Origin of the sequence: Cellvibrio sp. KY-YJ-3, assembly GCF_008806955.1 — a bacterium.
Taxonomy (GTDB): Bacteria; Pseudomonadota; Gammaproteobacteria; order Pseudomonadales; family Cellvibrionaceae; genus Cellvibrio.
This window is the reverse complement of sequence record NZ_CP031727.1, coordinates 40,896-61,041: the sequence shown is the minus strand read 5'-3', so window position 1 is coordinate 61,041 and position 20,146 is coordinate 40,896. Positions and strand designations below refer to the sequence as shown.

Sequence of the window (20,146 nt, the reverse complement as noted above, 5' to 3'; positions counted from 1 at the left end):
ATGAAAGACTTGTCTCTTGGTTTGCCAATAAACAGCGATCACTTGGCTGAACACAGCACCAGTCAGTGGCATATGCCGCGCTTGCCGCAAATCAGAATTCCCCGCTTTGGTCTACAAACCCTTGCTTCGCCTGAGCGTGCAGCGGTGGAGGCTTATATTCATGCGCGTTTTTCGGCAGTACATGGCGCCGAGGTTACTCACTTCCTGCCCAACCTCATCAGCCTGCGTTGTGGTGGTGAATATTCGGCGGCGGTGGGCTTGGCACCGGCAAGCAGTGGCAAGTTGTTTGCGGAGCAGTATTTGGCAGCGCCTATCGAGCAGGTGATTAGCCATAAACTCGGCGTGCCGGTAGCGCGCGAGCAAATCGTGGAGGTTGGCAACTTGGTTTCCACCTGGAAGGGCAGCAGTTTGTTGCTGTTTATTGTGATTGGTGAAGTGCTGGAGCGTTTGGGTTATCACTATGTATTGTTTACCGGCACCCGCGAAGTAAAAGCGCTACTCGCGCGTTTGCGCTATTCGCCCATGGTATTGGCCGATGCGGATCCGAGTGTGTTGCCCGATGGCGGCGCCAGTTGGGGCACTTACTACAACAATCAGCCGCAAGTGATGTTTGGTGATAATCGCCCGGCGATGATGGCCGCGCGCAAAAACCCGATGTACCGCGCGACCGTTGCCGCCATCAGTCGTCCGATTGAAAAAATTTGCGCACAGTTTCTATTAGCAAATGAAAGTTGTGCGACGAAAAGTTCAATCGAGCTGAGCACTTCACTGGAGCAGAATGATGAATAAAATTCTCGCCGCGATTTATCATCATGCTGGCGCCACTCCAGAAAAAATTGCCTTAACCGGCCACAATGTTCAACTGACTTATGCGCAGCTTGCGACGCAAATTAATCAGTTGGCAGATTGGTTGGTCGCGCAAAATATTGGTCGCGCCGGATTGTGGGGCGAAAATTCCATTGAGTGGATTGTGGCTGACCTTGCCGCCTGGCAAGCGAATATCACCCTGGTGCCGCTACCGCGTTTTTTTTCGGCGACACAACTGCAGTATGTAATAACCGATGCGCAATTATCCTGTTTGCTGATGTGTGGTGATATAACACCGGTAGCTAAAATCAGCGACCGAAAAAACTCTCCACTCGCCAATATCTATCTCGATGATTTAGCGAATGCCTCTAACGCCGTCGCCATTGCAGATATCACCAAAATTACCTTTACCTCCGGCACTACCGGCTCACCCAAAGGTGTATGTCTTTCAACTGCTGCATTGGAAAATGTCACCCTTGCCTTGGCAGAGCGTATTTATGCAGCGCCCGATGCAGATAAAAAATTAAATTGTCATTTGAATTTATTACCGCTTAGCACCTTGTTAGAAAATATTGCCGGTGTGTATGTGCCACTGTATTTGGGTAAGCGAATTATTGTGGTGCCCGGTGTACAGCTAGGGCTGACGGGCAGCTCACAGCTATCGCTACCAACACTGCTGCAAAAACTCCACGAATACCAGCCCAATAGTTTGATTTTGTTGCCGCAAATCCTGCAGGGTTTGGTTGCTGCCAGCCTACAGGGTTTTAGCTTGCCAGACTCGCTACACTTTGTGGCGGTGGGCGGCGCAAAAACCTCGGCGAGTTTAATTGCCCAGGCGCGCGCTCGCAGTATTCCGGTGTATGAAGGTTACGGCCTCTCTGAATGTGCGTCGGTGGTAAGTTTAAATTCTCCGCTGGAAAATAAAATTGGCAGTGTGGGGAAACCGCTCAGCCATGTGCAAGTGCGTATTGAAAACGGTGTAATTTTTACTCGTGGCAATGGGTTTAGTGGTTATCTCAATAGCCAGCATGAAAATAATGAATGGGTTAATACTGGTGATTTAGGTTATCTCGACAGTGATAGATTTTTATTTATCACCGGGCGCGAAAAAAATTGTTTGATCAGCAGTTTCGGGCGCAATATTTCTCCCGAGTGGATTGAAGCTGAGCTGACTCTGAGCCCTGCGATTACACAAGTGATGGTGGTGGGTGATGCCCAACCATTTTGCAGCGCGATTATTGTGCCTACACCTACCAGCTCTACCGATCAATTGTTCGCCGAGATCGCGCGCATTAATCAAACCTTACCTGATTATGCACAGGTGAAAAAATTCATTATTGCTCGCGAAGCTTTTACTCCCGTTAATCAGCTGTTAACCGACAACGGACGTTTGCGTCGCACGGCGATTCAGGCTGTTTATGCCGAACTGATTGATACGGTTTATTCCACTGCCTCTGAGCTTTCTTCCTCTCAGCTCTCTACCTCTTACCCCTCTACAAGCAGCACTACTGCAGGAGCAATCCATGAACTTTTTTGATCGGTTACAAGCAGAAACGGCGGTTGAGCGTAATTATTTATTGAGTGCGCCCATTATCCAGCGCTGTATTGGTTTGGGGCAATTTAGCCTGCAGGAATATATCGCCTTCCTGACCGAGGCTTACCATCACGTGAAGCATACAGTGCCTTTATTGATGGCGGTGGGTGGTCGCTTGCCTGCTGAAAAAGAAAATTATCGTGAAGCGATTGCTGAATATATTGAAGAAGAATTGGGGCATCAGGAATGGATTTTAAATGACCTTGCTGCCTGCGGTGTGGATAAAGATACGGTGCGCCATGGTTGCCCCAATGCAGCCACTGAATTAATGGTGGCCTACGCCTACGACACGGTAATGCGCAATAACCCCATGGCATTTTTTGGCATGGTGCTGGTGTTGGAAGGCACCAGTATTAATTTGGCGACGCAAGCGGCGGATATTATCCAGCAACACTTGGGCTTGCCGAATAAAGCGTTTTCGTATTTGCGCTCACACGGCAGTTTGGATTTGGAGCACATGGTGTTTTTTGAAAAGTTAATGAATGGCTTGACTGAGCAAAAAGATAGGGACGATATAGTCCACGCCGCAAAAATGTTTTTCACTCTATACGGCAATATTTTTCGCTCTATTGAGCAAAAACCTTTGGCGCAAGCCGCCTAATGGGGAGTGCAGATTATGACTATCCGCGGAAAAATTGTGTTGCTCACCGGTGCCACGGGTGGCATTGGTCAGGCTATTGCGCGTCGTCTCTCCCATCAAGGGGCGATACTAATTTTAGTTGGCCGCTCGGCGCCCACACTCAATGCTTTAGCGAGGGAATTAGACTTACAAAAGAATAAAGGTTTTACGCTGGTTGCAGATATTGCAACCCATGCCGGGCGGGAAAGTATTCGCACTGCATTAATTGCTTTGCCACAGCCGGTAGATATCTTAATTAATTGTGCGGGCATTAGTTTGTTTGGGCTTTTGCCCAACAACGAGCCGGAGCAAATTGAAGCTGTTATTAATACCAATGTCACTGCCACTATTTTAGTGACGCGTTTGGTGCTGCCGTTTTTGCACAAGCACAGTGGGCGTATTCTCACCATAGGTTCCAGTTTTGGTGGTCTGGGCTACCCTGGTTTTGCGGTTTATTGTGCAAGTAAATTTGCATTGCGTGGTTTTAGTGAAGCGCTGCGGCGCGAGTTGAGCGATGGTGCAGTGCAAGTGGCTTATCTCGCTCCGCGCGCCACCAATACCAGCATTAATAATTCGGCGGTGTGTGCGCTAAATAGCGAGTTGGGTAATGCGCAAGATGAACCTGAATTGGTTGCTTCGGTAGCCGAAAAAATGTTGTCTGCAACACAAATGCGCGATCGCAATATTGGTTGGCCGGAGCGATTATTTTTGCGCATCAACAGTATTTTTCCGCGCCTTATTGATGGTGCGCTGCGCAAACAATTACCGGTTATTCGCCGTTATGCACAATCCTCATCTGCATCGGAGGCATCATCTGCTCCTGCCGCAGAATCTAATGCAACTACTTCAACCCGTTTATCCTAAAGGTGCGATTATGAAAACTCATTTTATACACAACACAATCTTGAAAAGCGTCATGCTGGGATTCATGGCATTTTTAACCATGAGTGGTTTGGCAATGAACACTTATGCCGATGAAACCAGTGATATACAACAATTGCAAACCCGCTGGGCCGAGATTAAATATTCCACCCCCGAGGCGCAGCAAGAAAAAGCCTTTGCCGCACTGGTGAGCGAGGCACAACAATTAACCGCTGCCAATAAATCGGCGCCTTATTTGATATGGGAAGGCATTATTCGCTCCACCTACGCTGGAGCAAAAGGCGGTTTGGGTGCGCTGGATCAAGTCAAGCAGGCTAAAAAATTATTTGAACAGGCCATTAAATTGCAGCCGGATGCCATGCAGGGTTCCGCCTATACCAGCCTTGGTTCACTCTACTATCAAGTGCCCGGTTGGCCGGTGGGTTTTGGCGATAGTAAAAAAGCCAAAGAAATGCTGCTGAAAGGCTTGAGCTATAATCCGGATGGCATAGACTCCAATTACTTTTACGGCGATTACCTGTTGGAAGAGAAACAATATCAACAGGCAATTGCAGCGTTTGAAAAAGCACTGCAAGCCGCGCCGCGCCCTGGTCGAGAATCTGCCGATGCCGGGCGCAAAGGTGAAATTACAGCGGCCATGGCAAAGGCTAAAAAACATTTATGATCGGGTTCCCCACCGAATTACGTTAACGGAATGCTGAATGCAAATATTGCTGGTAGAGGATGACAGTTTGCTCGCCGACGGCATTGTCAGTGCATTAAAACGCGCTGGCTTTGCCGTTAATTGGTTGGACAATGGCAAAGCGGCGTGCACCCAGGTAGTTGCTGAGCCGCCGGATATTTTGCTGCTGGATTTGGGCCTACCCGATATGGACGGGCTGGAGGTATTAAAACGGGTGCGACAAAAAAAATTGCACACCCAGGTATTAATTCTTACTGCACGCGATACCACCACCGACAAAGTTGCAGGGCTGGATTCCGGCGCCGACGATTACCTCACTAAACCCTTTGCGCTCGATGAATTGCTCGCACGTTTGCGGGTACTGGAACGGCGTTTGGGCACAGCCTCTTCCTCTGTGATTACCATTGCCTCTGTCGCGGTTAATACTGCGCAGCATGAAGCGAGTGTGGATGGGGTGCCGCTCAGTTTATCGCGCCGCGAATATATGCTGTTAAAAGCGCTGATGGAAAGCGCCGGGGTGATTCAAACCCGCGAGGGATTGGAAGCAAAATTGTATTCCTGGGGCGATGAAGTGGCGAGTAACGCGATTGAAGTGCACATTCATAATTTGCGTAAAAAATTGCCCGCCGATTTTATTCGCACTATTCGCGGTATTGGTTACATGGTGTCCAAGCCGTGAAATCCATTCGCCGTTTTTTGGTCATTGTGTTGGTGGCGATAGTGACACTGGCAAATTTTGCGGCGGCGGTGCGCGGTTATCTCGGCAGTATGGATGAAGCGGAACGTTTATTTAATCAACGTTTATTACAACAAGTAGATTTATTAAATTATGCCTTGCCATTGCATGCAATAACGGGCAATACAAATCGCGTCATTGAATTTCCGGCGCGTGCCAGCGATGTTGAATCCTCCTTGGAATTTCAATGGGTTAATAATGATGGAACATTATTGGCGCGCTCGGCTGCCATGCCAGATACAGTTCTGGTATCGCTGGAGGAGGGCTTTCGCTATTTTAATTTTAATAATTACCGCTGGCATTTATTAGTCACCGCCAGTAGCGACAAACAAAGTTGGTACATTATTGCCGAGCGCGATGATCAGCGTTATCGCTTGGCAGAATCCATGATTTTGCAAGCGGTTTACCCCATGGTGCTGGCGCTGCCATTAATTGCGCTAATTATCTGGTCGGTGGCCGGTGTGGGCTTGCGCCCCGTTGCCAAGCTCGCGCGGGAATTGCGTCAGCGTGAAGCGACAGATTTACATCCGCTTGAACAGCGTGACATGCCAGTAGAATTATTGCAGCTGGCACAATCGGCCAATGAATTGTTGCGCCGCCTGGATGCCTCCTTTGCGCGTGAAAAACGTTTCTCTGGCGATGCGGCCCACGAACTGCGTACACCGCTCGCCGCACTCAAAATTCACTGCGAAAATTTAGCCAGGGAATTGCATCCAGCACCGGAATCGGTGGTGAAACTACAGTTGGGTATTGAACGCATGAGTTATCTAGTTGAGCAAATATTACTGCTCAACCGCACCGCGCCAGATCATTTTATGGGCCGCTTTGAGCCGGTGAATTTAACCATGCTGGCAAAACAAACGGTGGTGGATTGCAGTGCATCACTCGCGCAAAAAAATCACCAGATCGAATTTAATGGCGATGAGTGCTGGGTGCTGGGCGATCGTGCAGCACTGGCATCGCTGCTCAATAATTTACTTGGCAATGCCATTAAATACACCCCGGCGGGCGGTTTGATTGTGGTGAATAGTTGGCTGCGCGGCAAGGATGTAGTGTTGGAGGTGATGGATAACGGCCCCGGTATTCCTGCTGAGCAACAGGCGCGGGTATTTGATCGTTTTTATCGGGTGGGTGGGGATCGTCACAATTCACAAACGCCCGGTTGCGGTTTGGGCTTGTCAATTGTGCAGCAGGTGGTGGAGTTGCATAACGCACAGATTGCGCTCACCCAATCGCGTTTTGATCACGGCCTGTTAGCCATAGTGACCTTTGCGGCCATTGCTGCACCGGTAACGATTAAAAAAATTGAGCATGGCGCTAGTAGAGATAATCACAATGAAAAAAATAGCTAATACTTTTCCCCTTTGTGTGGGGTTGATGCTGTTATTGCTAAGCAGTTTTTTACAGGCAGAAGTGCCGACTTTCACTATTGAGATTCGTGGGCATTTATTTTATCCCTCGCAATTGGTCGTGCCCGCCAATACCAAAATTAAATTACTGGTTATCAATCAGGACCCAACACCCGAAGAGTTTGAAAGTTACGAACTCAATCGTGAAAAAGTAATTATGGGCGGTGCCAAAGCGACAATTTTTATTGGCCCGCTCAAGCCGGGCGATTATCCTTTTTTTGGCGAGTTTAATCCCAAGACCGCGCAGGGTGTGATTCGGGTGGAGCAGTAATATGGTCGATGCCGTGTTGTTAGTATTGCGCGAAGTATTAGAGGCGGCACTGATGTTCAGCCTGTTGCTCGCACTCAGCCGGCAATATGAATTGCGGCTGGTGTGGAGTTTGTGGGCGTTGCTGATAGGTGTGCTGGGTTCATGGTTTCTTGCACACAATGCCTATGCGATTGCCGACGCGCTGGAGGGTACCGGGCAGGAAATACTTAACGCCGGTTTATATGCTGTGGTAGCACTCAGTTTTATTTTGCTTGCGCTAATGTTGATGCCGCAGTTGTACAAACAAGAAACGTTGCAGCGCTTAAGCCTGTCGCTATTGTTTGTGATTATTGTGAGTTTTTCTCTAATGCGTGAAGGCTCTGAAGTCTGGATTTATTTATCCAGTTTTACCCAGAAACCCGATGCGCTCACCTCTGCGTTAATCGGCGCGATAATCGGTACGGGAATCGGTTTGAGTTTGGGCGCTATCACCTATTACCTGTTAGTGTTTATGCGTCGCCAATTTTTTCTGCCAACATTTTTAGTCATTGCTACCTTATTGGCTGGTGGTTTATCCATGCAAATTGCCAAGCAATTATTGCAAATTGGTTTGTTGGATTCAGCAGAGCCGCTGTGGGACAGCAGTTTTATTGTGGCCGAACAAAGTTGGTTGGGTGAGCTGTTGTATGCACTGCTCGGTTACGACGCTCAGCCCACACCGATTCAAATTATTTTTTATGGCGCCGCGATTGCCCCGATTTTATTGGCAGGATTGTTTTTGGTAGTGCAGGCAGTGGTGGGTGGTGTATGGCGCAAGCGAGATCAAAACCATGATTAAAACAATTATTAAAAAAAGGATTAAATATTCTCTGCTGGGTAGTGCCGTCTGTGCGGCGCTTTTTTTTATCGCACCTGTTTATGCCGATATCACCCGTGTTTACCAGCCTTACGTTGAACAGGGCGAGCGCGAATTGGAGTACGGCGCGACCCTACGCGATCTGGGCGGCGAGGATATTTTGTTAAACCGCGTGGGCGTGGGTTACGCGTGGAGCGATAAAATTTTCACCGAAGTGTATTTGCTCAGTGAATCCATCGGCCACGACGGTGAAGAAATCCGCGGTTATGAAGCGGAATTAAAATGGCAAATCACCGAGCAGGGTGAGTACTGGGCGGATTGGGGGCTCTTGGTGGAGGCGGGTGGTGCGCGGGATATTGATCGCCGCGAACTGGCGGTGGGTTTACTTTGGGCTAAAGAATTGGGCAGCCGCTGGGTGGCGACGGCCAACGCTATAGTCGAATACGAATACGGCGCAGATATCGAAGAGGAAGTGGAAACCGCACTGCGCGCTCAATTTCGTTATCGCTATTCCGCCGCACTGGAGCCTGCACTGGAAATTTATCTGGATGATCAGGATTGGGCCGCCGGTCCGGCGCTAATGGGCATCCAGAAATTGGGTGGCCGCAAGCAGCTGCGCTGGGAGCTGGGCCTGATGTTTGGTCTGGATGCAGAAACACCGGACACCAGCCTGCGCTTTGGGCTTGAGTTCGAGTTCTAGTATTCCGGTTGACTTAACCTGTCAAACAAGAATTGTTATCATTTGTATTGATAACGGTTCTCATCTTTGCGTATGATTGGCTCCCTAATTCATTGTCCCTGGCAGCAGCTGGGTCTTACAGGAGCCATCGATGAAAGCTTTATCAGGTTTTACCCTGCTCGCGTTTTCCCTTTCTTTTATGTTCGTTCTCGGTTTTTGTTCGGCGGTATATGCCCACACGCCGTTCATCGCCCCCACCGCCTTTGAACCTGCGCACAAGGGTTGGATCAGCCTGGATGCGGGGTTTGCTGAAACCTTTTTCCACTCCGATGTGGCCTTTGATAACGGCAATTTTCAGGTGCTAACACCGGCTGGTGTTTGGGTGGCGCCCGCGCGGGTGGAGCAATTTACCAGCCGCAGTGTGCTGGAATATCAAGCGCAGCAGGAGGGCACCTATCGCTTCACCACCGGCACACGTTTGGGTGCGGTATTTCGCATGTATGAACTCAATGGTGAACGCAAACACACCCGCGACCCCAAAGAGGTTTTGCCCAAAGGGCACAAGCTGCTCGATCACTATCAATCTGTCACCCTCGCGGAAACCTATGTGACTTTAAAAGCCCCGGACACTAGCGCGCTGAAACCCTATAACAAAGGTTTGGAGTTGGTACCCATCACTCACCCCAATGATTTATATGCGGGTGAGAAGTTTGAATTTTCGGTATTGCTGGATGGCAAACCGCTGGTGAATCAGCCTGTCAGTATTTTTAGCGCGCAGGATTCCACTCAACAGCAACAACCTGCATACACCACCACTACAGATCACAGCGGCAAGGCCAGTGTTGAACTCAATAACGCCGGTATTTATTTGCTGCACCTGCGCAAAAGTGCACCCGCACCCAAGGGAGCTGAGGCGCCTAATTACGGTTACATCTACACCCTGAGTTTTGCCGTGCAACCGGCGCTGTAATTTTTCCAACATTTATATTGATGACGAGAAAATTTTTATGATGGCTAAAAAATATTTTGTACTGCCACTGGCATTGTTGCTATTAACCGCCTGCCAATCAGCACCGAAACCAGAATCCACATCAGAATCTAACCCGGAGCCTAAGGCAGCAGCTAAAAAAGCGCACAGTGCTACCCCGCATCAGCGCAGTCACGGCGCGAGTGCCGGGCATCGCCAGAGTTTTATCAAGGATTACGATCAAAACGGTGATGGCGTTTTAACTCGCGCCGAATTTGATCAGGCGCGCGCGGCACATTTACGTGCTATGGATAGCAATCAGGATCAGCGTATTGATGAAGCCGAGTATGTGCAGGAGTTTGTCGCGCGTATGACTGAGGAGCAAAAAGAGCATAGAACCAAACAACTCAAACAAGCCCATGTGCGGTTTGGGGTGTTGGATAAGGACAAGGATGGAGATCTTACGGTGAAGGAATTTGCTGTCTCAGGAACACGGATGTTCACCGGCTGGGATTTAAATAAGGATGGTGTCATCAACGAGCAAGATCCATTGCCCACACCGTAAATAATTTTTCACCTACCACTTGATCACCCCAAAATTTTTATCTCCAAAAAAAGAAAAATCAAAAACTCATAAAAGAGTGTGCCTTGTTAGCCAAAAAAATATGCGTGCCGAATTGCCATAAGCGCTTCGGCATATAAAAAACGATGTTGTATTGGTTAATGAGGATAAAATGAAAAAGTTGTTTCCCCGTAATTTACTCGCTGCATTTATGGCGTGCGCCGTGCTTGCATCTGCTCAGGTGTCAGCTGCCGATTCGGTGCAGGCCGGCACACAAAAAAAGAAATTGGGCAAAGTAGTGGTCACGGCGCAAGCTGAACAAGAGTCGGCGCATCCATCCAGTCAGTTAGTAAACCGCGAGGCATTGGATAATCAGCAAGTGACCGATCTGGATGATTTGGTGCGCTATATGCCTGGCGTGAGTGTGAGCGATATAGGCCGGTTTGGCGCTAATGGTTTTAATATTCGCGGTTTGGATGGCGATCGTGTAGCCATGACTGTAGATGGTTTATCCATGGGTGAAACCCTCGATCCGGCGAGCTATCAAGCCTACGATTTTTTTCGCTCCACACGCGGCGGGTTGGATATAGACGCACTGAAATCGGTAGAAATTATTAAAGGCGCGGATTCAATCGCTGCCGGTAGTGGTGGTTTGTCGGGCGCGGTTATGTTTGTCACCAAAGACCCGGCAGATTATTTGGCAGCGCAGGGCGACGACACGTTTCTCAGCCTGAAAACCGGCTACGCCAGTGATTCTGATGAAGCCTTACTCAGCGCAACACTCGCCAATCGCACCGGTGCCTGGGAGAGTTTACTGGTGCTCACCCAGCGTCAAAGTCATGAATTGGAAGTGTATGGTAAGGGTGAAAATATTACCGGTGGCGCGCGCGAAATTGCCGACCCGCTCGAGGCAGAATCCACCAACGCGTTAGTCAAATTGTATTTTTATGCCAGCCCATCCCATCGCTTAGGAATGGTTGCTGAACACTATCGTGCGAATTCACAGCTCAATAATTTATCGCGTGTGGATGCGAGTTATTTAACGCGCACTACGGATGACGACAACGAGCGCGATCGCATCGGCGTGAATTACCAATGGCTTGCCGAGTCCCGTTGGTTTGATGTGTTTGATTGGAATTACGATTATCAAAACAGCTACAACAGTGGTTATACCTTGATGCTGTTTAATTCCACTACCTGCCCACAAGGGGTATCGCCCTGTTATCGCTCGGAGGATCGTTACTACGAGCAGGATGCTCACACCACGCGGTTTAAATTCAGTAAAAATATCGCCGGCACTGCACTGGAACAGGAATTAATCTACGGCCTGGGTGCAGAAGTGCGCGATGTGAATTATGCCTCCATCGATACCCGTTATATCGGCACCAGTAATACGGCTTCATTGGTGGAAGTTGACCCGGACTTTGTACCGGAAACTGCAGTGACTCATTGGCATGGATTTGTGCGCGATCAACTGGTGCTGGTTAATTCCCCGTGGACATTTAACCTGGGGGCGCGGGTTGACAGTTTTGACTATTCACCGGAATTGGGCGCGCAGTATCAGGATGCATCGGCCACTATTGGCGATGTGAACTTTACGCAGGCGACCTGGCAATTAGGTGCGGATTATCAATTTACCGCGCAACAACACCTCGCTGTGCAACTGGGAACTGGCTTTCGTGCGCCCTCTACCGAAAATCTTTATTACACCACAGTGACCAGTGTAGGAACGGATGCGGCAACAGGGCAGGAGGTGCTGTTATGGGATTCGGTCGCCAACCCCGATTTGAAAGCCGAAGAAAGTTTGAATAAAGAGTTGCGCTATGGTTTTGCCAATCATCGTGTGCAAATTAACGCCGCTATTTTTCACGACGACTACAGCAATTTTATTGAAACCCAAACTCTCACACGTTTAAACGATACGGTTTTTCAAAGCTGTAGTCGCGGTACTTGCACTAATGCAACGGGCGATGACTACACCATGCCGGTTAATAGTGGCGAGGTGGTAGTGAAAGGTTTTGAAATGGATGGGCAGTGGAATCTGGATCGCAATATCGCGCTGCGTTTTGCCTACTCCTACAACGAAGGCGAAAAGAAAAATGGCGACCCGCTGTTAAGTATTGTGCCGCACTCGGGTGTTGTTGGTATTGAGTACCAACCCGATGATCGTCGCTGGGCGGCGAGTTTTAGCATGACTCGCTCAGGCAGTAAAAATGCGGATGATGTAGTGGTGACTGATGTTAACGGCACACAAAGCCAAGGCGCGGCATTTTTAACCGATGCATTTACCTTGTTTGATTTGCAAGGGCGCTATCAGGTTACGCCCGCGTTAAAAATCACCATGGGGTTGTACAACATTACCGACGAACAATATTGGCGCTGGCAGCGGGTGCAATTTGTCACCGAGGGCGCTGGTGGTGCACGCGGTGGAGTCAGTGGCGATGGTATTAATCGCTATGCAGAACCGGGGCGCAATTTCAAAGCGAGTGTGAGTTACGTGTTTTAATAAAACGCATTAATTTATCTATTAATTTATCTATTAATTTATCTGTTTATTTTAGGGAAGTAGAAATTCCCTGCGCGATAGTTGCATCGCGCAGGGGAGTTGTACGCAAAGAAAGAGGAAATTATCTATGGCGCCGCAAGCAAATATCGCCTTGGTGTTTGGCACAGACACGGGTAACACACAAGAGATTGGAGAAAAAATCGCACAGGCATTGCGCAGTTATGGTTACAGCGTGGACATGATGAATGTGTGCGACGTTACCTCGGTGGTGCTGCAACAGTATCGCTTTTTGGTGATGGGAATTCCCACGTGGGATTTTGGGGGTATTCAAGAGGACTGGGAAGATTTTGAAGGAGATTTACAACTCACTGATTTATCCCAAGCGGTGGTAGCGCTTTATGGTTTGGGTGATCAGCGCGGTTACGGTGATTATTTTGTCGATGCTATGGGCTGGCTATACGAGCGTGTATTAGCAACGGGCGCACAGGTCATCGGCCATTGGCCAGCAGAGGGATATAAAGTGGCGGCATCGCTGGCATTAAATGAAAGTAAAACGGAATTTTGTGGTTTAGCAATAGATGAAGACCAACAATTTGAATTAACCGATAGGCGTGTAGCCACCTGGGTAAATCAAATAGTCAGTGAATATGAATGCTGTGCCTTGGCATCCTAGGAGAGGTATATGGGAACCATACATACTGCTACAGAAACGATAGAGGCTAGTGTTAAAACCAAACACCAACATATGTTGGCACAGGCGATTTACCGCTGGCGTTATTTGCTGGACAACGCACGCAGTGAACTTCATCGGCAGGATTGGAATGCCGCTGTCGATGCTTATCAGCACGCCTATTGTCAGGCTGAATTATTAATTCATATTGCAGATTGTAAAAACTGTGCGATTAAAAATTATGTGCGCACATTATTTGAGTATGGTTACAGTTTGTGTCAAACCCACCACTCCGACGTGTTGTTGGGGGTGCTGGATATAGCGCGGCAAACGCTGGAGTGTTATGCAACTACCACCCTGACACAACAGCTGTTAAAACCAATCATTAATTTAGTGCATGCCAACAGCCAGCAGCGCGATATTTGGATGAATCAATTATTTGCGGAAGATGCATTGCAGCAGCAAGCCGTACATTAAAAAAACCGGCGCTGAAAAGCGCCGGTGAAATGAAGCGGTTAAAAAACTGGATGGGCTGTAGTGGTATAAACCACCGCTTAGTCTGCGCTTTGTTTGTGTTATGCGGCGCAATAGCGCTTGAGGTAAGCCTCATGACTCGGCAATGCGGCTGCTGTTTTGGCGATAGATTCTTTCAAATGCCGCATGTTTTGAATAAGCGCAGTCTCGGGCACGCGATCCACCAGTGCATCGTAATGTGTGGGGTTGATGCCTTGCCCGAGCATGACTGCCAGCCAACTGTGGGGCGTGAATAAATCGTCTGGCGCGGCAATAACCCGGCCGCTGCCGCGAAAAATCTCCAGCTTGGATGCCAGGGTATCCGGAATTTTCATATGGCCAACGTAGCGCCAAAATTCGGTGTCCCGGCGCTGGGTGGCGCTGTAGTGCAGCACAATAAAATCCCTGAGCCGCTCGTAATCGGCGGTCATTATCCGGTTGTAGTGTGCAATCTCCGCTGCATTGATGCCTCGCCCCGGCCAGAGGTTAATCAGCCGTTGAATGCCAATTTGTGCCAGATGAATACTGGTGGACTCCAATGGTTCGATAAAACCACCGGCGAGACCTATGGCAACGCAGTTTTTCTCCCAGAAGAGGCGGCGATGGCCGGTGCGGAAACGCAGTGGTCGCGGCTCACCCAGTGCTTCGCCTTCGGCGCCGACAAGCAGTGCCCGGTGTACATGATCTTCATCGGCAAATGCACTTGAATAGACATAACCATTGCCCATGCGTGTTTGCAGGGGAATGCGCCAGCGCCAGCCGGCATTGTCTGCTGTGGCGCGAGTGAATGGATCTGGCGCGCCCGTTCCGGTCGTGGAAAGGGCGAGCGCCCGGTCACAGGGCAAGTAGCGGCTCCAGTCGATAAACTCGCTGTTCATCGCGCCTTCAATCAGCAGGGACTTAAAACCACTGCAGTCGATAAACAATTCACCGGCCAGCACCTGGCCGTCAGCCAGCGTCACCGACTCGATCATGCCGTGATCCGGATGCTGTTGGACGCTATCTACCAAACCCTCCACCCGGCGAACGCCGCGTTGCTCGGCGTAGCGGCGCAGCAGCTGACCGTAGCGCATGGAGTCAAAATGATAGGCGTGACGCAGGGTGGACAAAATCGCATCGCTACCGCCCTGCGGTTGGGTGAAGCGCCCAAGGCGAGCCGCCATGGCACAGAGGTTGTAGTCGTTGATGTCTCCCGCCAAGTCGGCAGGTGCTTTGCCTGTTTCTGAGACTGCTCGCAAACGAAGCCACAGTTGGTGAAAAGCAAACTCCGGGGTATCGCGCCCGTAAAAACCAAAGGGGTGGAAATAGCGTTTGCCAAGGTCAAGCCAGTCAACGAATTCGATGCCGAGTTTGTAGGTGCCCTGACATTCGCGCAGCACCTCGTGCTCGTCCAGCCCGAGAAATTGGTTGAATTCCAGTAATGGCGGGATGGTCGCTTCGCCAACACCGATCACCCCTATTGTCTCGGATTCAACCAGCGTAATGGACGCATTGGGCGGCGCCATACGCGCAATGGCGGCGGCGCACATCCAGCCGGAGGTGCCGCCGCCCACAATGACGACATTGTTCACCGGCTTCATCGCTGCCCGCCGGATGCGTTACGGAACCCTCTTGCCACCACTTCATTGATCAGGTCGCGGTGGCTGGGTACAGCGGTCATCGCCTTGTTGCTCTGCTGGCGAATGCTCTCAAACTCCCGTTTGGCGTCGTCATAAAACCGCAACGCGCCAGCGCGGGCGCTGATGTCGGTCTTGAACCCCATACCGTAAAGGATGTACTGCCAACTGTTTTCATCAAAAATGTCATGGCTGGCATCAATATCGAGAAAGGATGGCGGCCGGTGGCGCCATTGCTCCAGCTTGCCTTTCAGATAATCGGAGGCCGACGCGGGCGCACGATTGTCGCGCCAAAACGCGGTATCTGTGCGCTCGCTCAAGTAGTAGTGCAGCTTGATAAAGTCGATCACATGTTCAAACCGCTTGGTCATGGCCTGGTTGAACTGCTGGGCCGAGCGTTCGTAATCGCCCGACCAGGGAAACAGATTGCACAGCATGAGCGCGGCAACCTCGGCAAAGCTGATGCCGGTGGCTTCCAGTGGCTCGATAAAACCTACCGACAGCCCAACGCCGATACAGTTCTTATGCCACTGGGTTTTGCGAAACCCGGCTTCAAAGGCCAGTTTCCGGTGTTTAAGATTATCGGCAGCAGGGCCTATATAGCGTTTTAAGGTGGCCAGTGCTTCATCGTCACTGCAGTAATTGGACGCATAGACATAGCCGACGCCGCGACGATTATGCAGACCGATATCCCAAATCCAGCCCGCATCTTGCGCGCTGGTATAGGTACAGGAGGGAATGGGCGCATCGGGCCGATCATAGGGCACCTGCATGGCCACCGCGCGGTTGCAGAACAACTGATCTTTGTAGGAGGTAAATTCCGAGCCCAGCGCTTCGCCGATCAGCCGCGCGCGGAACCCGGTGCAATCAATATAGAGGTCGGCTTTGAGTTCGCCGTGGGTTCGCCCCTGCACTGAGGCGATGCCCTGTTCATCAACCTTCACATCGTCGATGGTATCGATCAGCCGCTTCACACCCATCGCCATGGCCTGACGGCATACCACTTGCGCCAGTTTCCCTGCATCAAAGTGATAGGCGTAGTTCAGTGGCGCATTGTAATTGGGGTGAGTAATCAGTTTGGGTGCCAGCTTGGCGTCCACCACCCGCTCTTGCACCGTACAGGCCTCGGCCCAGGGTACGTCTCCGGCCACACCGAGCAGCCAATAGGGTAGAAGGTCCATGTCGGTATGTTGGGACGCAACCTGGAAGGGGTGGAAGTAGGTGTCCTGGGGATCATCGGCTGGATTTTTCTTCCAGTTATTAAACCTGATGCCTTGTTTAAAGGTGGCATCGGCTTCCCGAATCAGCGCGCTTTCATCGAGGCCGATGCGGCTCATGGTCTTGCGGATAATCGGGAAGGTACCCTCGCCAACGCCGAGGATACCTATTTCGTCAGACTCGACCAGCGTAATCGTTACGCCGCCAGGAGTGTCCGCCGCCAGCATCCGCGCCATATAGGCGGCGCAGATCCAACCGGCGGTTCCTCCGCCAACAATCAGAACGCTCTTGCTCATTTATGTGCCTCTTATTATGTGGTCAAGTTTGCTCAAGAGCGTCCTGCCGTGCTCAGTTAACCCTAATGCTCAGTTAACAATTGATGCTCAGTTAAAAGTTAACGCCTAGGTGCAAGCCAATGCGACGGTCAGTCACAAACACCGCGCGATCAACAAAGCGTCCGGACAGGATCTCCATCTCGGTGCGCTGGTCTTCGTCGGTGATGTTTTGCACATCCAGTTTGATGTTGACGTTATCGGTCAAACGGTAGGAGATGCTGCCATCCAGCCGACCGGAAGCCGCCGCGTAGACCGGCATACCGAACTGGATTTGCTGCCCGTTAAACGGATCGTTATAGACATTGGTCGTGCCCGAGTCGTTGGTGGTCGTTAAATAACGATCACGCCAGTTCCAGGCCAAACGTGCGCTGAATCTATCCCAATCGTACAGCAGGGTGGTGGAGTAGGCCCACTCCGACAGTCCGATCACCGGCACCTTGAGTTCATCGCCATTGATGTCCTGGGCAAAGGCATCCGGCGCTTTGTTGTCGATGTAGGTGACGTTCATTTCGATACCAAAGCCACTCATCCAGCCGGGCAGTGCATCGAAATAGGTGCGCCCGCCCAATTCAAAACCGCGGATGATGGTGTCACCCTCGGCATTGAAGTTGGTCCGGCTGGTGACTGAACCATCCAGAAAGCTGCTGCCACTGCCATCCGCCAGTGCTGATTGTGGGTAATCCCCTTCGGAGAAGAAGCCGCTTGCCGGCGCCGAGAAGTTGTTGAAGGTGATGTAGTTGTCGATGGTTTTATGGAACAGCGCCAGGTTCATCGAGGTGCCTTTTTTCGGGTACCACTCGAACGAGAGGTCGTGGTTCAACGCGATTTCCGGCTCTAGGAAGGGGTTGCCGGTGGTATTGGTATAGCCTGAGAAAATCGCCGGGATGGATACATCATCACCCGGATTGAGCGCAGCCAACTCGTCGTTGATCGGGTTCTCGGTGGTCTGCACGCTGGCAATACCCTGCGCGCGGATATCCGGGTAGCGCGGTGGCGTGAGGGTTTGGGTCAGGGCGTAGCGCATTACCCAGCCTTCCGCCGGTTCTAATTTGATATTGAATGACGGCAGGAAATAATCCTTGGAGAAGCTGCCCATGCGGTCTTTTTCGTAACCCACACTCTCGCGCGTCAATGGCGGCTGCACGCCTTCGTTAGCCTCTTGCCAGGCGGCGACATTTTCCAAGCCTCCCATGGCTTCGACTGACGCCTGGGCATCGGCCAGGCTCGCGTAGTAACGCGCGCCACCACTAAAGTTGAAATTGCCCTGACTGCTAATGTCGTAATTTACCCAGCGCACCCCAAAATTACCGCTGAAATTAAGGAACCAGGCGTCGCTATCATTCGCAAAACCCACCATCGCATAGGCGGACTGGGTGTCATGTTCCGTCTCGTAAAAGGATGGGCGCTGGTCAAAGTTGCGGTTGCGCAGTGTGCCGTCGGTGCTGTAGAGGTAGGTAGTGGCCGTTGGGTTGCTGCACTGATGTTGAAGCGTGGGGCCGCAGGCCAGGTAGGTGTCGTATACCCGATCGAACTGGGCATAGTCATTGACTTGACGGGTCCCCACCCAAACACCACCGAGTGACGGGATATCCCCTTTAAAGAAATCCGAGAATTCTTCCAGTTCAAAATCGCCTTCCGGGGCGGTACTGACGAAGGGGCGCGTCACGCCATTCCAGCCGCGGCCAGTTGCCGACCACCAGGTTCCGACAAAACTATCAGATTCCTCACGCGCTGCTGCACGACCGCCGATAGCCAGTTTTTTGAAGAACCCATCGCCGATTTCAATATTGGCATCCAGTTGAATGGCATGGGCTTCGCCCTCATTGGCGGTGTCCAACCAGTTGATGCGGGAAAGCCCGGCTTGTGCCGGGTCGGTTGAGAGCGGGGTTTCAAAACTCACCACTGGCCGCTTGCCCGACATATCCATATTGATTTGCCCGATTGTCGGAATCACGGTGCTGCCAAGGCTGTATTTACCGGAACTCGATTCGGCTTTCACGTACTGGTAGCTACCGCTCATGTCCCAGCCTTCAGCGTCGTATTTGAAGCCGGTGCTGTGGTCGGCCGTGCGGCTGAACGACGGTGTGAAGCTGGAGTTGGGTGATACGCTAAGGCCGGAGGTTAGGTTGGGGCTGGAGATTGCACCTTTCACGAATACGCCATCGTCAAACACTGCACCGTCAAATACACCAACGGGTGTGCCCGGTTCCACCGACAGGATTTGGCTGTCGCGATTGCTGTCGCGCTCGGAAATAAAAGTGGTATGGAACAGCTCAAGGTTGTCGTTCGGCGCCCACTGAAGTGCGCCGTAATAGCCATTGCGGACGCGTTCAAATTGATCCTGACTGTAGCGTATGCCGCCCGGCACGTAGACCCGCTCGCCCTCGTATTGCGTGGCGTAGTAGGGCGGAACGATGATGTTGCTGTCATGGGATTCGATCTTCGAATAAGCCAGATCGAGCAGCACCCCGAACTCACCAAAATCGGTATCAAAACGGTTCGATATCATGGCGGAACCTGCCGGAGTGATTTCCTCGGAGTAGTCGCCATAGCTACCGGAAATCGCCGCATTGGCCTTAAAGCCATTGAAATCAAACGGCATGCGGGTCTGCAGGTCGACGGTACCGGAAACGCCGCCTTCAATCAGGTCGGCACGGCTCGCTTTGTAGACGGTGACCGCTTTCAGCAACTCAGGCCCCACATCCGCCCAGCTGAGGCCGGAGCCGCCATTGGCAGAGAAAACTTCCCGCCCATTGATCAGTGTTTTGGTCTTGTTTAAACCACGGATTTGAACTCCCGAACCCTCAAACGCAAAGCCGTCCGGTGAACCTTCGGCACCTGCGCGCACGCGGTTCATGGTAACGCCGGGCGCGCGCTCCAGAATTTCCAGCAGGGAGGTACTGGGCACTTTGCCCGCTTCATCCAGCACAATGGAGTCAGCGACAGTATCCGAGGCGCGCTTTAACTCCATCGCACTTTCCAGTGATTGGCGCTGACCGGTAACAATAGTTTCCTCGATCGGTGCATCGTCACTGGCTTTGGTTTTAGTGGTGTTTTGTGCCTGGGTCGTCTGCGCCAAGAGTGCGGGCGAGCAGACCATAATTGCCGCCGCTAACAGTGAACGCCGAAAGACCCGGGCACTGCCTGTGGTGGTTTGGTTGGTGCTGTAACAGGTGTTTTTTTTCATTATTGTCTCAAGCCGCCACGCCGGGCAGCGTCTCCTTGTTGATGTTTCGCGCTGGTGT

At 51.1% G+C, this 20,146-nt stretch carries 18 protein-coding genes; 15 read left to right on the top strand and 3 right to left on the bottom strand.

Annotated elements, in window-relative coordinates:
- The 15 genes from D0B88_RS00235 (at position 1) to D0B88_RS00165 (ending at position 13,696) form a co-directional block, all read left to right on the top strand.
- Entirely contained in the window at positions 1-789 is a 789-nt protein-coding gene (locus tag D0B88_RS00235) for a thermostable hemolysin (protein WP_151054226.1), read from the top strand.
- Positions 779-2,344, top strand: a complete 1,566-nt coding sequence (locus D0B88_RS00230) for an AMP-binding protein (RefSeq protein ID WP_151054224.1) — start codon at positions 779-781, stop codon at positions 2,342-2,344. The genes D0B88_RS00235 and D0B88_RS00230 overlap by 11 nt, the downstream gene beginning before the upstream one ends.
- Positions 2,331-3,002 carry a TenA family transcriptional regulator gene (locus D0B88_RS00225; protein ID WP_151054222.1) on the top strand — a complete coding sequence of 224 codons (672 nt, stop codon included), beginning with the start codon at positions 2,331-2,333 and terminating at the stop codon, positions 3,000-3,002. The genes D0B88_RS00230 and D0B88_RS00225 overlap by 14 nt, the downstream gene beginning before the upstream one ends.
- A 15-nt stretch (positions 3,003-3,017) precedes the next feature.
- Positions 3,018-3,884: an SDR family oxidoreductase gene (locus D0B88_RS00220; RefSeq protein ID WP_151054220.1), complete on the top strand. Its 867-nt coding sequence runs from the start codon at positions 3,018-3,020 to the stop codon at positions 3,882-3,884.
- A gap of 10 nt (positions 3,885-3,894) precedes the next feature.
- The gene (locus tag D0B88_RS00215; RefSeq protein ID WP_225318467.1) at positions 3,895-4,566 is read left to right on the top strand and encodes a tetratricopeptide repeat protein; all 672 of its coding nucleotides are present in this window, start codon (positions 3,895-3,897) and stop codon (positions 4,564-4,566) included.
- A 37-nt stretch (positions 4,567-4,603) separates the two neighbouring features.
- Entirely contained in the window at positions 4,604-5,263 is a 660-nt protein-coding gene (locus tag D0B88_RS00210; protein ID WP_151054218.1) for a response regulator, read from the top strand.
- Positions 5,260-6,672 carry a cell wall metabolism sensor histidine kinase WalK gene (locus D0B88_RS00205; protein ID WP_151054216.1) on the top strand — a complete coding sequence of 471 codons (1,413 nt, stop codon included), beginning with the start codon at positions 5,260-5,262 and terminating at the stop codon, positions 6,670-6,672. Before D0B88_RS00210 ends, D0B88_RS00205 begins: the two co-directional genes overlap by 4 nt.
- The gene (locus D0B88_RS00200; protein ID WP_191966476.1) at positions 6,656-7,000 is read left to right on the top strand and encodes a cupredoxin domain-containing protein; all 345 of its coding nucleotides are present in this window, start codon (positions 6,656-6,658) and stop codon (positions 6,998-7,000) included. The genes D0B88_RS00205 and D0B88_RS00200 overlap by 17 nt, the downstream gene beginning before the upstream one ends.
- 1 nt (position 7,001) lies before the next feature.
- Complete coding sequence (locus tag D0B88_RS00195; protein WP_151054214.1) at positions 7,002-7,817, top strand: FTR1 family protein; 816 nt, start codon at positions 7,002-7,004, stop codon at positions 7,815-7,817.
- A complete protein-coding gene (locus tag D0B88_RS00190; RefSeq protein WP_151054212.1) occupies positions 7,810-8,535 on the top strand; it encodes a hypothetical protein in 726 nt (241 codons plus the stop codon). The genes D0B88_RS00195 and D0B88_RS00190 overlap by 8 nt, the downstream gene beginning before the upstream one ends.
- Positions 8,536-8,665: 130 nt before the next feature.
- Positions 8,666-9,484, top strand: a complete 819-nt coding sequence (locus D0B88_RS00185; RefSeq protein ID WP_151054210.1) for a DUF4198 domain-containing protein — start codon at positions 8,666-8,668, stop codon at positions 9,482-9,484.
- Positions 9,485-9,521: 37 nt separating this feature from the next.
- Positions 9,522-10,046: an EF-hand domain-containing protein gene (locus D0B88_RS00180; protein WP_151054208.1), complete on the top strand. Its 525-nt coding sequence runs from the start codon at positions 9,522-9,524 to the stop codon at positions 10,044-10,046.
- Between the two features lie 169 nt (positions 10,047-10,215).
- Positions 10,216-12,549, top strand: coding sequence for a TonB-dependent hemoglobin/transferrin/lactoferrin family receptor (locus D0B88_RS00175; RefSeq protein WP_151054206.1), 2,334 nt, complete (start codon positions 10,216-10,218; stop codon positions 12,547-12,549).
- A gap of 127 nt (positions 12,550-12,676) precedes the next feature.
- Positions 12,677-13,222 carry a flavodoxin gene (locus D0B88_RS00170; protein WP_151054204.1) on the top strand — a complete coding sequence of 182 codons (546 nt, stop codon included), beginning with the start codon at positions 12,677-12,679 and terminating at the stop codon, positions 13,220-13,222.
- 9 nt (positions 13,223-13,231) lie between these two features.
- Positions 13,232-13,696 (top strand): hypothetical protein, encoded by a 465-nt coding sequence (locus D0B88_RS00165; RefSeq protein WP_151054202.1) that lies wholly within the window; start codon positions 13,232-13,234, stop codon positions 13,694-13,696.
- A gap of 98 nt (positions 13,697-13,794) precedes the next feature.
- Here the strand turns inward: D0B88_RS00165 and D0B88_RS00160 are convergent, their stop codons facing one another.
- The 3 genes from D0B88_RS00160 to D0B88_RS00150 form a co-directional block, all read right to left on the bottom strand.
- The gene (locus D0B88_RS00160) at positions 13,795-15,312 is read right to left on the bottom strand and encodes a tryptophan halogenase family protein (RefSeq protein WP_151054200.1); all 1,518 of its coding nucleotides are present in this window, start codon (positions 15,310-15,312) and stop codon (positions 13,795-13,797) included.
- Positions 15,309-16,862: a tryptophan halogenase family protein gene (locus tag D0B88_RS00155; protein WP_151054198.1), complete on the bottom strand. Its 1,554-nt coding sequence runs from the start codon at positions 16,860-16,862 to the stop codon at positions 15,309-15,311. The genes D0B88_RS00160 and D0B88_RS00155 overlap by 4 nt, the downstream gene beginning before the upstream one ends.
- A 91-nt stretch (positions 16,863-16,953) precedes the next feature.
- The gene (locus D0B88_RS00150; RefSeq protein ID WP_151054196.1) at positions 16,954-20,088 is read right to left on the bottom strand and encodes a TonB-dependent receptor; all 3,135 of its coding nucleotides are present in this window, start codon (positions 20,086-20,088) and stop codon (positions 16,954-16,956) included.
- Positions 20,089-20,146: the final 58 nt, after the last annotated feature.

Excerpts from the sequence above, each read along its gene's own strand:
- D0B88_RS00185 (WP_151054210.1), top strand. The coding sequence starts at position 8,666 with ATGAAAGCTTTATCAGGTTTTACCCTGCTCGCGTTTTCCCTTTCTTTT.
- D0B88_RS00150 (WP_151054196.1), bottom strand. The coding sequence starts at position 20,088 with ATGAAAAAAAACACCTGTTACAGCACCAACCAAACCACCACAGGCAGT.
- D0B88_RS00235 (WP_151054226.1), top strand. The coding sequence starts at position 1 with ATGAAAGACTTGTCTCTTGGTTTGCCAATAAACAGCGATCACTTGGCT.
- D0B88_RS00195 (WP_151054214.1), top strand. The coding sequence starts at position 7,002 with ATGGTCGATGCCGTGTTGTTAGTATTGCGCGAAGTATTAGAGGCGGCA.
- D0B88_RS00165 (WP_151054202.1), top strand. The coding sequence starts at position 13,232 with ATGGGAACCATACATACTGCTACAGAAACGATAGAGGCTAGTGTTAAA.
- D0B88_RS00225 (WP_151054222.1), top strand. The coding sequence starts at position 2,331 with ATGAACTTTTTTGATCGGTTACAAGCAGAAACGGCGGTTGAGCGTAAT.
- D0B88_RS00220 (WP_151054220.1), top strand. The coding sequence starts at position 3,018 with ATGACTATCCGCGGAAAAATTGTGTTGCTCACCGGTGCCACGGGTGGC.
- D0B88_RS00180 (WP_151054208.1), top strand. The coding sequence starts at position 9,522 with ATGATGGCTAAAAAATATTTTGTACTGCCACTGGCATTGTTGCTATTA.
- D0B88_RS00190 (WP_151054212.1), top strand. The coding sequence starts at position 7,810 with ATGATTAAAACAATTATTAAAAAAAGGATTAAATATTCTCTGCTGGGT.
- D0B88_RS00175 (WP_151054206.1), top strand. The coding sequence starts at position 10,216 with ATGAAAAAGTTGTTTCCCCGTAATTTACTCGCTGCATTTATGGCGTGC.
- D0B88_RS00200 (WP_191966476.1), top strand. The coding sequence starts at position 6,656 with ATGAAAAAAATAGCTAATACTTTTCCCCTTTGTGTGGGGTTGATGCTG.
- D0B88_RS00230 (WP_151054224.1), top strand. The coding sequence starts at position 779 with ATGATGAATAAAATTCTCGCCGCGATTTATCATCATGCTGGCGCCACT.
- D0B88_RS00210 (WP_151054218.1), top strand. The coding sequence starts at position 4,604 with ATGCAAATATTGCTGGTAGAGGATGACAGTTTGCTCGCCGACGGCATT.
- D0B88_RS00160 (WP_151054200.1), bottom strand. The coding sequence starts at position 15,312 with ATGAAGCCGGTGAACAATGTCGTCATTGTGGGCGGCGGCACCTCCGGC.
- D0B88_RS00215 (WP_225318467.1), top strand. The coding sequence starts at position 3,895 with ATGAAAACTCATTTTATACACAACACAATCTTGAAAAGCGTCATGCTG.
- D0B88_RS00170 (WP_151054204.1), top strand. The coding sequence starts at position 12,677 with ATGGCGCCGCAAGCAAATATCGCCTTGGTGTTTGGCACAGACACGGGT.
- D0B88_RS00155 (WP_151054198.1), bottom strand. The coding sequence starts at position 16,862 with ATGAGCAAGAGCGTTCTGATTGTTGGCGGAGGAACCGCCGGTTGGATC.